The 13849-nt window shown below is 70.4% G+C and carries 10 protein-coding genes; 6 read left to right on the top strand and 4 right to left on the bottom strand.

Annotation, left to right across the window (positions count from 1 at the left end; genetic code table 11):
- The first annotated feature begins 33 nt into the window (after positions 1-33).
- The 4 genes from B5D60_RS00510 to B5D60_RS00525 are packed head-to-tail and all read left to right on the top strand — an operon-like array spanning position 34 to position 5411.
- Positions 34-2511, top strand: a complete 2478-nt coding sequence (locus tag B5D60_RS00510) for a DNA gyrase/topoisomerase IV subunit A (RefSeq protein ID WP_078698331.1) — start codon at positions 34-36, stop codon at positions 2509-2511.
- A 5-nt stretch (positions 2512-2516) separates the two neighbouring features.
- Positions 2517-3203 (top strand): LppX_LprAFG lipoprotein, encoded by a 687-nt coding sequence (locus B5D60_RS00515; RefSeq protein WP_172806209.1) that lies wholly within the window; start codon positions 2517-2519, stop codon positions 3201-3203.
- Positions 3204-3213: 10 nt separating this feature from the next.
- Entirely contained in the window at positions 3214-4920 is a 1707-nt protein-coding gene (locus B5D60_RS00520; protein ID WP_078698333.1) for an MFS transporter, read from the top strand.
- Positions 4917-5411, top strand: coding sequence for a beta-class carbonic anhydrase (locus B5D60_RS00525; protein ID WP_078698334.1), 495 nt, complete (start codon positions 4917-4919; stop codon positions 5409-5411). The genes B5D60_RS00520 and B5D60_RS00525 overlap by 4 nt, the downstream gene beginning before the upstream one ends.
- 60 nt (positions 5412-5471) lie before the next feature.
- On the opposite strand, the gene B5D60_RS00530 is transcribed toward B5D60_RS00525, so the two are convergent.
- A complete protein-coding gene (locus B5D60_RS00530; protein WP_231949074.1) occupies positions 5472-7526 on the bottom strand; it encodes a DNA gyrase/topoisomerase IV subunit B in 2055 nt (684 codons plus the stop codon).
- A 125-nt stretch (positions 7527-7651) separates the two neighbouring features.
- On the opposite strand from B5D60_RS00530, the gene B5D60_RS00535 reads away from it, so the two are divergent.
- Entirely contained in the window at positions 7652-7882 is a 231-nt protein-coding gene (locus B5D60_RS00535; protein ID WP_153303084.1) for a DUF7455 domain-containing protein, read from the top strand.
- Positions 7883-7949: 67 nt separating this feature from the next.
- On the opposite strand, the gene B5D60_RS00540 is transcribed toward B5D60_RS00535, so the two are convergent.
- Positions 7950-9482, bottom strand: a complete 1533-nt coding sequence (locus tag B5D60_RS00540) for a phospholipase D-like domain-containing protein (RefSeq protein WP_153302805.1) — start codon at positions 9480-9482, stop codon at positions 7950-7952.
- Between the two features lie 107 nt (positions 9483-9589).
- Here B5D60_RS00540 and B5D60_RS00550 point away from each other — a divergent pair, with 107 nt between their 5' ends.
- A complete protein-coding gene (locus B5D60_RS00550) occupies positions 9590-10831 on the top strand; it encodes a polysaccharide pyruvyl transferase family protein (protein ID WP_172806210.1) in 1242 nt (413 codons plus the stop codon).
- A gap of 169 nt (positions 10832-11000) precedes the next feature.
- On the opposite strand, the gene B5D60_RS00555 is transcribed toward B5D60_RS00550, so the two are convergent.
- Both B5D60_RS00555 and B5D60_RS00560 read right to left on the bottom strand, forming a co-directional pair.
- Entirely contained in the window at positions 11001-12257 is a 1257-nt protein-coding gene (locus B5D60_RS00555; RefSeq protein WP_172806211.1) for an RNA polymerase sigma factor, read from the bottom strand.
- A 102-nt stretch (positions 12258-12359) separates the two neighbouring features.
- On the bottom strand, positions 12360-13835 hold the full coding sequence (locus B5D60_RS00560) for a glutamate-cysteine ligase family protein (protein WP_078698339.1): 1476 nt from the start codon (positions 13833-13835) through the stop codon (positions 12360-12362).
- Positions 13836-13849: the final 14 nt, after the last annotated feature.

Below are 13849 nucleotides of genomic sequence, written 5' to 3' on the forward strand. Positions count from 1 at the left end.
TCGGGCGCACCCCCGGCGACGCGGCGCGGGAGAATGGCCCGCGTGAGTGGATCAGGCATCGAGACCGTGGACTTCGAGGAGCACATCCTCGACACCGACGTCGGCGACGAGATGCGCTCGAGCTTCCTCGAGTACGCCTACTCGGTGATCTATGCGCGGGCCCTGCCCGACGCGCGCGACGGGATGAAGCCCGTCCAGCGGCGCATCCTCTACACGATGGACGACATGGGCCTGCGGCCCGATCGACCCCACGTCAAGAGCGCCCGCCCCGTGGGCGAGGTCATGGGCAAGCTGCACCCGCACGGCGACAGCGCCATCTACGACGCGCTCGTGCGTCTCGTCCAGCCCTGGTCGCTGCGCCTGCCGCTGCTCGACGGGCACGGCAACTTCGGCTCGCCCGACGACCCGCCGGCCGCGATGCGGTACACCGAGATCCGGATGGACCGGGCCGCCGAGGCGATGACCGAGTCGCTCGACGAGGACACGGTCGACTTCAAGCCGAACTACGACGGCCGGCTCCAGGAGCCCACCGTGCTCCCGGCCGCCATCCCCCACCTGCTCGTCAACGGCGCGTCCGGCATCGCCGTGGGCATGGCCACGAACATCGCGCCGCACAACCTCATCGAGGTCGTGCAGGCGCTGCGCCACCTCATCGCCCACCCCGACGCCGACCTCGACGCGCTCATGCGCTTCGTGCCCGGCCCCGACCTGCCCACCGGCGGCAAGATCGTGGGCCTCGACGGCATCCGCGACGCCTACGCCACGGGCAACGGCTCGTTCAAGATGCGCGCCACCACGCGCGTCGAGAGCGTCACCGCGCGCAAGAAGGGCATCGTCGTCACCGAGCTGCCCTACAACGTGGGCCCCGAGAAGGTCATCGAGTCGATCAAGAAGCTCGTCCAGGCCAAGAAGATCCAGGGCATCTCCGACCTGAAGAACCTCACCGACCGCAAGCACGGCCTGCGGCTGGTCATCGAGATCAAGAACGGCATCGTCCCCGAGGCGCTGCTGGAGCAGCTGTACCGCCAGACCCCGCTGGAGTCCTCCTTCGGCATCAACGCGGTCGCGCTCGTCGACGGCCAGCCGCGCACGCTGGGCCTGCGCGAGATGCTCACGGTCTACCTCGAGCACCGCATCGACGTCGTCCGCCGGCGCACCACGTACCGCCGCGGGAAGGCGGCCGACCGGCTGCACCTCGTCGACGGGCTGCTCGTGGCGATCCTCGACATCGACGAGGTCATCCAGCTGATCCGCTCGTCGGACAACCGCGGCGAGGCCCGCGGCCGGCTGATCTCGGTCTTCGACCTGTCCGAGCTCCAGGCCGACTACATCCTCGACCTGCAGCTGGGTCGCCTCACGAAGTTCTCGCGTCTCGAGCTGGAGCGTGAGGCCGACGAGCTGCGGCGCCAGATCGAGGCGCTCGACGCGATCCTCGCCGACGAGAGCGTGCTGCGTACCCTGGTCGGCGACGAGCTGGCCCAGATGGCCCAGCAGTTCGGCACCCCCCGACGCACCGTCCTGCTGGAGTCCGCGGGCGTCCCCGCCCCAGCCGCCGCCGGCGGGTCGCTCGAGGTGCCCGACGACCCGTGCTGGGTCCTGCTGTCCTCCACGGGCCTCGTCGCGCGCACGTCCGACGCCGAGCCGCTCGGCGACCACGGCCGCCGGGCCAAGCACGACACGGTCGTGGCGGCGGTCCGCGCCACGGCGCGCGGGCAGGTCGGCGTGGTCACGTCGGCCGGCACGGTCCACCGCCTCGACGTCATCGACCTGCCGGCACTCCCGCCCACGGCCGACTCCCCGCGCCTGCAGGGCGGCGTCCCGCTGGGCGAGCTGGTGAGCCTCGACGGCGACGCGCTGACCCTGATGACCTTCGCCGAGGACGTCCCGGGCCTCGCCCTGGGCACCCGGGACGGCATCGTCAAGCGGGTCAAGCCCGACCACCTCTCCAACCGCGACTCGTGGGAGCTCCTCCGGCTCGACGACGGCGACCGGGTCGTGGGCGCGGTCCCGCTGGTCACCGGCGAGGAGGAGCTCGCGTTCGTCACGTCCGAGGCTCAGCTGCTGCACTTCCCCGCCTCGCTCGTGCGACCCCAGGGCCGCAGCGGCGGCGGCGTCGCCGGCGTGAAGCTGGGCGCGGGCGCCCACGTCGTCGCGTTCGGTGCCGTCTCCGACGTCGAGTCGGCCCACGTGGTCACCGTCGCCGGCAGCTCCTCCGCCCTCCCGGGAACCCAGGCCGGCTCGGTCAAGGTCTCGCCCTTCTCCGTCTACCCCGGCAAGGGGCGCGGCACCGGCGGCGTGCGCTGCCAGCGGCTGCTCAGCGGTGAGGACGCCCTGGTGTTCGCCTGGGTCGGCGACGGAATGCCCGTCGCCTCCGCCGCGAGCGGGTCCCCCGTCGACCTCCCCGAGGTCGTCGAACGGCGCGATGCGTCGGGCACTCCGGTCGGCCAGCCGATCACAGGCGTCTCATCGGCCGCAGCCACGCTGCCGGGAGCGCGAAACGTGCCAGACTGACCAGCGTGTTTTCTCGACTGCTGACCGCGACCGTGCTGAGCGGCGCCCTGCTGCTGACCGCCTGCACCGGTGACGACTCCGACTCCGGCGACGCCGCCCAGAGGCTCGACGCGGCCTCCGAGGCCCTCACGGAGGCCGAGTCGTTCGACATCTCCCTGAGCACCGAGGCGCTGCCCAGCGGCACGCGCGGGCTCCTCTCGGCCGAGGGCATCGGCGACCACTCCCCCGCCTTCGAGGGCGACGTGAAGGTCGTGGCGGGCGGCGCGACGCTGGCCGCCGAGGTCATCTCCGTGGACGGCAAGACGTACGCCAAGACCGGCTTCTCGCCCGTGTGGGCCCCGCTCGACCCGTCCACGCTCGGCGCGCCCGATCCGGCGGCGCTCGTGGGCACGGACGCCGACTCGGGCCTGGGCGCACTGCTGAAGGCCACCACCGATCCCGAGGTCGAGGACAAGTCGCGCGACGGCGACCTCGTGCTCACCGAGATCAGCGGAGAGCTCCCGGGCGACCGCATCGCCCAGCTCATCCCCACGGCCGACGCGACCGAGGACTTCGACGTCGTCTACCGCCTCACCGACGACGACGAGCTCCACGACGCCAAGATCTCGGGCCCGTTCTACGGCGGCGAGGACGTGACCTACACGCTGCGGCTCTCACCGCGCGACGAGCCCGCCGGCATCGAGGCGCCCTGATCCCGTGCCGATGAGGGAGCTCGCGTCGCGCGGGTTGCTCGCGCTCGCCGCGGTGGCGATCGGCTTCGCTGCGGCCGACACCTACGTCGTCGTGCTGGCGCTGCCCGACATGATGACCGCGGCCGGGCTGACGGTCGCCGACCTCCAGCGGGCGGCTCCCATCATCTCGGGGTTCCTGCTGGGCTACGTGGCGGTGCTGCCGCTCATCGGGCGGGTCTCCGACCTGCGCGGCCGCGTCCCCGTGCTGATCGGCTGCCTCGTCGTCTTCGCCATCGGCTCGGTCATCACCGCGGCGGGGTACGACCTCACCTCGATCGTGCTGGGCCGGTTCATCCAGGGCATCGGCGGCGGCGGGCTGATCCCGCCGACGCTGGCCCTGATCGCCGACACGTGGCCTGCTGAGCGCCGTGGCCTGCCGCTGGGCATCGTCGGCGCGGTGCAGGAGCTGGGCAGCGTCGTAGGACCCCTGTGGGGCGCCGCGATCCTGGCCTTCGGCACGTGGCACGACATCTTCTGGGTCAACGCCGCCGTCGGCCTGGTGATCGCGGCCGCCCTGCTGCGCCACCGGCCCCCGCGACCCGACCGAGGATGGGACGTTCCGGGGCTCGTGCTGGCGCTGCTCACCGGTGGCTGCCTGCTGCTGGTGATGCTCGAGCCGGAGTCCCTCACGACCGGCGTCACGAGCGGCCTGGCGTTCCTCCCGGTCGTGGGCGAGTCGCGGTGGCTCACGCCGCTGGCGCTCGTCGCCTACGGCCTCGGTGCCGCGTTCGTCGTCCGGCAGGCGACGGCGGCCCGGCCCCTGATCGCCTGGCGCGAGTGGGGCCAGGTGGCCCGCCAGACCGACCTCTGGGGCGCGGCCGCGCTCACGGTGGCCCTCGGCGCCGTCATCCTCACGTTCGCCAGCGCGGAGCCCGAGCGGGCGGTGCTCGCCGACGACGCGATCGTCCTGCTGCCCGTCGCCGCGATCGCGCTCGCGCTGTTCGTGTGGCGCGGGCGGCACGCCGCCCATCCCCTGATCCCCCGTGGGTCGCTCTCCGCCGCCCCAGCGTGGGGCTCCATCGCCGTCTCGTTCTTCGTCGGCTCGGCCCTGATCGCCGCTCTCGTCGACATCCCGTTCTTCGCCCGCCTGACGATCGCGCCCGACGACCAGCTCGAGGCGGCGCTCGTGCTGCTGCGCTTCCTCGTCGCCCTGCCCGTGGGCGCCGTGGCCGGCGGCTGGCTGTTGCGCCGCGTGCCCGCCGGTCCGCTCACGGCCGCGGCGCTCACCCTCTCGGGTGCCTGCTTCCTGGTGATGGCGTCGTGGGACGCGAAGTCCCTGGAGACGTTCGGCGCCACCGTCGTGCTGGCGGCCTGCGGCCTCGGCTTCGGCCTGGCGATCGCCCCCGTCAACGCCGCGCTGCTCGAGCACACGGCCGCCGAGGTGCACGGCCTCGCCAGCGCCCTGCTGGTCGTCGCGCGCATGGTGGGCATGCTCATCGGCATCTCGGCGCTGACCTCCCTGGGACTGCGCGCCTTCCGGGCGGCGGTCGCGGACATCCCGCCGATCGAGGAGCTCTGCAGCGGGGCCACCACCGCCTGCCGTGCCTACAACGGGGCCATGCGCGACGCCGGGATCGCGCAATTGCAGGCCGTCTTCACCGGCGCCGCGGTGGCCGCGTTCATCGCCGCGGCCCTCGCTCTGCTGCTCCTGCGGCGGCGCGCTACTTTTTCCTCATGACGACCGCATTCGACGATCTCCTCGAGGCCAACCGGCACTACGCCCAGACGCACGAGGGAGGTTTCGACGGCATCGCACAGGCGGGTGTCCTGATGGTCACCTGCATGGACTCGCGCATCGAGCCCCTCGCGATGATCGGCCTCAAGCCCGGCGACGCCAAGATCCTGCGCAACCCCGGCGGCCGCGTGACCGACCAGGTGCTCGTCGCGATCGTGCTCGGCGTGTCCATGCTGAAGGTCGACCGCGTCCTGGTCGTCGAGCACACTCGCTGCGCCATGGCGTCCTCGACCGAGGCCGACGTCAAGGCCCGGATCGGCGACAAGAGCGGCACCGATGCCTCTTGGATGACCATCGGCGTCATCGAGGACCAGGAGTCCACCGTGCGCGCCGACGTCAACCGCGTCCACAGCCACCCGCTCGTCCCCGACTCGGTCGAGGTCGCCGGCTTCATCTACGACGTCGACTCGGGTCTCATGACCCCGGTCGACTGATCTCGGTCAACTGATCTCGATACGCGTATCGAGATCACGCTCCGCCGTGCACGAGGCACCTCAGGCGTCGATGAGCTCGGTGTCGATCTCGTAGGCGCCCTGGATGATGAACTCCTTGCGCGGCGGGACCTCGTTGCCCATGAGGAGCTCGAAGACCTCGGCCGACGCCTCGGCGTCGTCCACGGTGAGCCGGCGCAGGGTGCGGTGGCGCGGGTCCATCGTGGTCTCGGCCAGCTGATCGGCATCCATCTCGCCCAGGCCCTTGTAGCGCTGGGGCGCGTCCTTCCAGCGGACGTTGCGCTTCTTCAGCTGCGCCAGCGTGCGCTGCAGTTCGGGGTCGGAGTACGTGTAGATGTACTTGTCCTGCCCCTTCTTGGGCGAGACCAGCTCGATCCGGTGCAGCGGCGGCACGGCGGTGTAGACCCGGCCCGCCTCCACCATCGGCCGCATGTAGCGGAAGAACAGCGTCGCCAGCAGGCAGCGGATGTGTGCGCCGTCGGAGTCGGCGTCGGCCATGAAGATGATCCGGCCGTAGCGCGCCGTGTCGAGGTCGAACGTGCGGCCCGAGCCGGCGCCCACGACCTGGATGATCGACGAGCACTCGGCGTTCTTGAGCATGTCGCCGATGCTGGCCTTCTGGACGTTGAGGATCTTGCCGCGGATCGGCAGCAGGGCCTGGAACTCCGCGTCGCGCGCCGACTTGGCGGTGCCGAGCGCGGAGTCGCCCTCCACGATGAACAGCTCGGAGCGGTCGACGTCGTTGCTGCGGCAGTCGGCCAGCTTCGCGGGCAGCGCGCTGGACTCGAGCGCGTTCTTGCGACGCTGCGTGTCACGGTGCTGGCGGGCCGCCAGGCGCGTGCGCGACGCCCCGACGACCTTCTCCATCACGAGGCGCGCCTTGGCCTTCTGTGCGGTCTTCGTCGAGGTCAGGAACGCCTTCAGCTCGCGCGCGACGATCTTGTTCACGATGCGCGTGACGGCGGGCGTGCCGAGGACCTCCTTCGTCTGGCCCTCGAACTGCGGCTCGGCGAGGTTCACGGTGACGACCGCGGTCAGGCCCTCGAGGACGTCGTCCTTGATGACGTCGGGGTCGCCGTTCTTGAGCATCCGCGAGTTCCGCAGGACCTCGTTGAAGGTCTTGGTGACGCCGCGCTCGAAGCCCGAGACGTGGGTGCCGCCCTTGGGGGTGGCGATGATGTTGACGAAGGACCTCACGACCGAGTCGTAGTCGGTGCCCCACCGCAGTGCGATGTCGACGCCGAGCGTGCGCTCGACGTCCTGGGGCGTCATGTGGCCCTTCGAGTCGAGCACCGGGACCGTCTCGACGAACGTGTCCTCGCCCTGGATGCGCAGGACCTCGTTGACGGCCGTGTCCGAGGCGAGGAACTCGCAGAACTCGGAGATGCCGCCCTCGTGGAAGAAGTCCTCCTCGCGCACCTCCGCCTCGCGCTCGTCGCGGATCGCGATGCGCAGGCCGGGCACGAGGAACGAGGTCTGGCGGGCGCGGCCGACCAGCTCGTCGTAGGCGAACTTCGCGCCCTTGATGAAGATCTGCGGGTCGGCCCAGTAGCGGACGCGGGTGCCGGTGCGCGACTTCGCGACCTTGCCGATCTTGCGCAGCGTGTTGTCGGGGGTGAAGTCCGCGTCGGCGCCGTCGCCGGCGAACACGCCGGGGACCCCGCGACGGAAGGACATCGCCCACGTGGCGCCGCCCTTGTCGACCTCGACGTCCAGGCGCGCGGAGAGCGCGTTCACGACCGACGCGCCCACGCCGTGCAGGCCGCCGGTGGCGTTGTAGGAGCCGCCGCCGAACTTCCCGCCCGCGTGCAGCTTCGTGTAGACGACCTCGACGCCGGTCAGGCCGGTCTTGGGCTCGATGTCGACGGGGACGCCGCGGCCGTCGTCGCGGACCTCGACCGACCCGTCCGGGTACAGGACGACGGCGATGTGGGAGCCGTGCCCCGTCAGCGCCTCGTCGACCGAGTTGTCGATGATCTCCCAGAGGCAGTGCATGAGCCCGCGCGTGTCGGTGGAGCCGATGTACATGCCCGGTCGCTTGCGTACCGCTTCCAGTCCCTCGAGGACGAGCAGATTGCGTGCGTCGTAGGTCGAAATGTCCGGTTCCTCCTCATCGGTCCCCCGGCCCCCACGGTATCGAGCCGGCCCCACCGGATCGCACGTGACACGCGGCGTCGGCGCGTCCGACACGCGTTTGGCGCCGTGAGGGAGTATTCATGGTGATGTTCGACGACACCCGACGAAATGAGGACACCGTGACGGCCACTGCCGAGTTCCCCGCCCTCACCGCTACCGACCGCTGCGATCGTTGCGGCGCGCAGGCCCTGGTCCGCGTCGAACTGCCCTCGGGCACCGACCTGGTCTTCTGCGGTCACCACGCCCGCCAGCACGAGACGCGCCTGCGCGAGATCGCCATCGCCTACCGCGACGAGAGCGACAGCCTGAGCGTCTGAGGGTCCGCCCTCCAGCCGACAGAGAACGGCGCCGAGCCCCTGGGGGCTCGGCGCCGTTTCGTCGTCCTCAGTACTTGAAGACGCCGTAGGCCTTCGTCTGCGTGACCGAGCGCCAGTGCTCGACGTACGAGTCGTACACGTCGGGGTCGGTCGTGATGGTCGTGATCTCGTCACTGGCCACCAGGTTGGAGCCGGTGAGGTTCGCCGAGCCGGCCAGGACGACCTTCACGCGAGCGCCCGACTTGGGCCACACGCCGCCGCTGGGGAGGCGCTCCTCGGGGTTCATCCGGTTCCGCTTGAGCTTGGCGTCGACCAGGATCGTCTTGTCGTGCACCTGGGCGTAGGCCGCGTCGACCTCGGTGCGCGAGGTCTTCAGGACGTCGAGCACGGGCTTGCACACGCGCAGCAGCTGGCGGCAGTGCTCGAGGTAGTTCTTCTTCCAGTCGTCCTTGAACGCGACCACCGAGACGCGGCAGCCGGCGTTGTTGAGGGCCGCGAGCTTGTACGCCAGCGCGATGCGGCGGTACTTGAAGCGGTTCTCCATCAGGCGGATGCGGCACTGCTCGTCCGGGACGATCCGGTTGAGCATGTTGAGGATCGGGTCACGACCGTTCGTGGGCGTCGCGCGCAGCGGCGTCACGTGGATCGTGTAGTTCGCCAGGTTCGAGTACAGCAGGCCCTTCTTGGCGTAGGCGCTGGAGTAGCCGTCGCGGGTGGCGGTGCGGTAGCCGTAGCGCGTGCTGCGCTTGGCGATGTAGCGGCCGTAGTCGTTGCCGACGCGGCGCTCGGCCCACATGTCCTTCCAGACGCCACGCATCTGGTACCAGAGCTTCTTGTCGTTGTAGACGGTGCTGCCGTTGTTGTAGGTGCGCTCGGCGCTGCGGCCGCCGAAGTTCGACGAGCCGGTCCACACGACGCCCTTGGCGCGACGGCCACTGCGGGTGTACGTGTCGCTGACCATGACGATCTTGGAGTGCATGATCGCGCCGTTGACGCGCGAGAGGCAGGCCATGGACTTGCCGTTGGAGCAGATCTTGAACTTGCCGTACTTGGTCTTGTTGAGCTGGCTGCGCAGCTTCTTCGACGCACCCGACTGGTGGGCGTTCGGGTGGATGAACCGCACGTTGACGCCGGCCTTCGCGGCGCGGACGAGCTCACGGCCGACCCGGACCGAGTCCTCCATGCGCGAGTTCGCGGCGTAGACCGACGTGGCGCGGCGCTGCTTCTTGGACTTGAGCTTGCCCGCCGGGGTCTTGTAGGAGCCGCGGATGAGGCGCTCGAGGTCGTTCAGCAGCGTGTAGTCACGGTTGCGACCGCCCTTGTCGAAGTACGGACGCGCGAAGTTGCCCTCGACCTCGACGGGGTACGAGGCGCCGTAGGGGCGCTTGCGGACGGCGGCCGCGACGGCCTGCGGCGCGGCCTGCTGGGCCTCGGCGGCCGGTGCCTCGGTGGGGTCCGCCTGCGGCTCGACGGCGGCCGGAGCCGCCGCGGCGCCCTCGGCCTCGTCGGCACCGAAGGTGGTGGACGCGGCGACGAGCGGCAGCACGAGCGCACCGAGGGTGGCGACACTCGCGAGTCGAAGTCGATGACTGACGGACACGGTGAAACTCCCCCGAGACGAAAACAAGCGGTCGCAACAGACTAACCCATGGTCACGCGGGGTCCGGGGACCGCGGCCGCGGGTGCTGCGACGGTATAGTCCGGCGGGTGGCGCGCATTCTCCTGAAGGTCCACCACGCGGCTCTGGACCCGGCCGACGCCACCAGCGTCCTCGAGCGCAATCTCATCGGGAACAACGTCGGGAACCTGGCCTTCAGCTTCGCCTCCGAGCGACTCCTGACCCATCCCGGCGACGCCGTGACCGCGGCGCCCACCGGCCCCTGGTTCGCCGATCCCGCCCGGGTGAACCGCGAGTTCGACCATGTCGTCTTCCCGCTCGCGAACCACTTCCGCGCCTCGAACCTCAAGGCGCTGGACCGCCAGTCCGCGGCGATCGAGCAGCTCACCACCGGCTTCACCGTCCTGGGCGTCGGGGCGCAGGCCGACCTCGACGGGAACGCGCCGCGCGACGAGCGTGAGGCCGTGGAGGCGGCCACGCGCCGGTTCGTGCGGGCCGTGCTGGAGCGGGGCCCCTCGATCGGGGTCCGGGGCGACTTCACGAAGGAGTACCTGGTCGACCTGGGGTTCGACGACGCCGAGGTCGACGTCATCGGCTGCCCCTCGATGTTCCTGCACGGCCCCGAGCTGCCGTTGCGCCTGCCGGAGTCGGTCGGCGACGACGACCCGATCGCGATCACCATCTCCCCCTACGTGCGCGAGATGGGCCCGATCCTGCAGCAGGGGTTGCGCCGGCACCGCCGGCTCACCTACATCGGTCAGGACATCCACACGCTGCGGCTGCTGCTGCGCGGGACCCCGCTCACGGGTGACGACGCACGGCTCCCCCTGTCGCCCGAGCACCCGGTGTTCGCGCCCGGGCGCACCGTGTTCCCGCTCAACATCCCGGCGTGGCAGGAGTTCCTGCGCGGCCAGCGCTTCACGTACGGCACGCGCATCCACGGCACGATCGTGTCGCTGATCTCCGGCACGCCCGCGGTCCTGCTCGCGCACGACTCGCGCACCCTCGAGCTGGCTCGGTACCACCGGATCCCGTTCGTGCGGCTCGACCAGCACGACCCCGCGGATATCTCGGTGCCCGAGCTGTTCGCGCAGGCCGACTGGGCAGCACTGGTCGAGGGGCACCGTGAGCGCTGGGACACCTACGCGGCGTTCCTCGAGCGGCACGGACTGCGCCACGGCTTCGGTCCGGACGGCGGGACCGAGCGCTTCGACGCGGCCGTGGCCGCCGTCGCCGCCGATCCCGGCTACCCGCCGGTGGTCCGCTCGGACGCCGGACCGGTGTCTCCCGCCCGGCGTCTCGCTCGCGCCGTGCGCCGCCGGCTGCCCTGACCGGTCTCGATACGCCGCTCGCTGCGCTCGCGAGCTACTCGACCAGCGAGCCCGGTGATCGAGTGACGGCGAGCGCGGCGAGACGTCGTATCGAGATCAGGTCACTCCCCGCGTCACGCAGAACGGCCCGCGACCGTGAGGTCGCGGGCCGTTCTGGTGGAGCGGTGACTCAGTCGAGGTAGTCGCGCAGGACCTGCGAGCGCGACGGGTGACGGAGCTTGCTCATCGTCTTGGACTCGATCTGGCGGATGCGCTCGCGCGTGACGCCGTAGACCTTGCCGATCTCGTCGAGGGTCTTGGGCTGGCCGTCGGTGAGGCCGAAGCGCATCGACACGACGCCCGACTCGCGCTCGCTGAGCGTGTCCAGGACCGCGTGCAGCTGCTCCTGCAGGAGGGTGAACGACACGGCGTCGGCCGGGACGATGGCCTCGGAGTCCTCGATGAGGTCGCCGAACTCGCTGTCGCCGTCCTCGCCCAGCGGCGTGTGGAGGCTGATCGGCTCACGGCCGTACTTCTGGACCTCGACGACCTTCTCGGGCGTCATGTCCAGCTCGACCGCCAGCTCCTCGGGCGTGGGCTCGCGGCCCAGGTCCTGCAGCATCTGGCGCTGGACACGGGCCAGCTTGTTGATGACCTCGACCATGTGGACGGGGATGCGGATCGTGCGGGCCTGGTCGGCCATCGCGCGGGTGATCGCCTGGCGGATCCACCACGTGGCGTAGGTCGAGAACTTGAAGCCCTTGGTGTAGTCGAACTTCTCGACGGCGCGGATGAGGCCGAGGTTGCCCTCCTGGATCAGGTCCAGGAAGAGCATGCCGCGACCCGTGTAGCGCTTGGCCAGCGAGACGACGAGTCGCAGGTTGGCCTCGAGCAGGTGGTTCTTGGCGCGGCGACCGTCGATGATGATCCAGTCGAGCTCCTCGCGCATCTTCTCCGTGACGCGCTTGGACTTGGCGAGCTTCTCCTCGGCGAAGAGGCCGGCCTCGATCCGCTTGGCGAGCTCGACCTCCTCGGCGGCGGTCAGCAGCGCGACCTTGCCGATCTGCTTGAGGTAGTCCTTGACCGGATCGGCCGTGGCGCCGGCGACGGTGACCTGGACGGCGGGCTCGTCGGTGTCGTCGGCCGAGGAGATCGTGAAGCTGGCGCTGGCCTCCTCGTCCTCCTTCAGCGTCGGATCGGTGGCCAGATCCTTCTCGAAGACCTCGTCGGCGATGTCGGGGAGGACCTTCTTGCCGTCGGCGTCGACGGCCGGCTTGGTCTCGAGCACGTCGGCCAGATCGACCTGGTCTCCGAGCACGACCTCCTTGGCGCCGCTCGCGGCCTTCTTGGCCGGTGCCTTCTTCGCCGGGGCCTTCTTGGCGACGGCCTTCTTGGCGGGCGCCTTCTTCGCGGTCGCTGCCTTCGCGGTCTGGGCGGCTCGAGTCACCGGAACATCAACCTCACAACGTCGTTTCGGGCATGACAATGAGGCCTGCGGTCAACCTCTGGGTCAAGTCTGCCACGGTGCCCGAAACACCCGGGTACCGGTTCAGTCGACGGGCCAGGAATGCACGGGTTCGCCGGTGTGCATGTGCTCGGCGTAGCGCCGGGTCAGGGCACGCATCGAGTCGAAGACGTCGGAGCCTCGCGTGTGGAGACGGTCGAACTGGGCCGTCATCCACGAGGAGCCGTTCTGGCCCGTGACACAGCGCCGCTCGATGATCTGGAGGAACTCGTCGATCACCGGGCCGTCGACCCCGCGTCGCTCCAGCCCGATGTGGGCCAGGGGCAGCAGGTGCCGCAGCACGAGCTCACGGACCGGCACCGTGCCGATGCCGGGCCAGTAGGCCTCGGCCTCGATCCCGGCGGACGCCGCCTCGTGGAAGCCCTCCTCCGCGGCGCGGAACGACAGCTGGCTCCACACCGGACGGTCCTGCTCGGTCAGCGCCGTCACCAGCCCGTAGAAGAGGGCGGCATTGGCGACGGTGTCCTTCACCGTGGGGCCCGAGGGCAGCAGCCGGTTCTCCACGCGCAGGTGCGGCTTGCCGTCGACGACGTCGTAGATCGGGCGGTTCCAGCGCCAGATCGTGCCGTTGTGCAGCCGCAGCTCGGGCAGGGTCGGAATCCGGCCCGCCTCGATCTCGGTCACGGGGTCCTCGTCGTCGACGATCGGCAGCAGCGCCGGGAAGTAGCGCGAGTTCTCCTCGAACAGGTCGAAGACCGAGGTGATCCACCGCTCGCCGAACCACACGCGGGGACGCACGCCCTGCGCCTTGAGCTCGTCGGTGCGCGTGTCGGTGGCCTGCTCGAACAGCGCGATGCGGGTCTCCTGCCACAGCCGGCGGCCCAGGAAGAACGGCGAGTTGGCGCCCACGGCGATCTGGACCCCGGCGATCGCCTGAGCGGCGTTCCACGTGGGCGCGAAGTCGTCGGGCTCGACCTGCAGGTGCAGCTGGGTGCTCGTGCACGCGGCCTCGGCGATGATCGTGTCGATCGTCGTGCGGAGACGCTCGACCCCGTTGATGACCAGGTGGATGTCCTCGCCGCGCGCCGTGAGGATCTGGTCCGACAGCAGGTGGTACCGCGGATTGGACGAGATCGCCTCGCGGGTGAGGTGCTGCGTGTCGAGCGTGGGGAGGATGCCGATCATCATCAGCCCGGTGCCGACGGTCTGGGCCTTCTGCTGGGCGGCGTTCAGGTCGTCGCGCATGCTGTCGGCCATGTCGGCCAGGCCCCGCCCCGCCACGGGCGACGGGGGCACGTTGATCTCGACGTTGAACTGGCCCAGCTCGGTCTGGAAGTCCTCGGTCGCGATGGCGTCGAGCGTCTCGGCGTTGCGCAGCGCCGGGTCGCCGCTCTCGTCGACGAGGTTGAACTCGATCTCGATGCCGACGTGCGGGTCGGGCACGGAGAAGTCCTGCTCCCCCAGCATCGCCGCCAGCACGTCGAGGTTCCGGCGCACCTTGGCGCGATACCTCGCACGGTCCTCGCCGGTGAACTCACGGGCTTCGACGTCTTGTCCCATGCAGCCAGCCTAGG

It is taken from the genome of Aeromicrobium choanae, from assembly GCF_900167475.1.
Lineage (GTDB): Bacteria > Actinomycetota > Actinomycetes > Propionibacteriales > Nocardioidaceae > Aeromicrobium > Aeromicrobium choanae.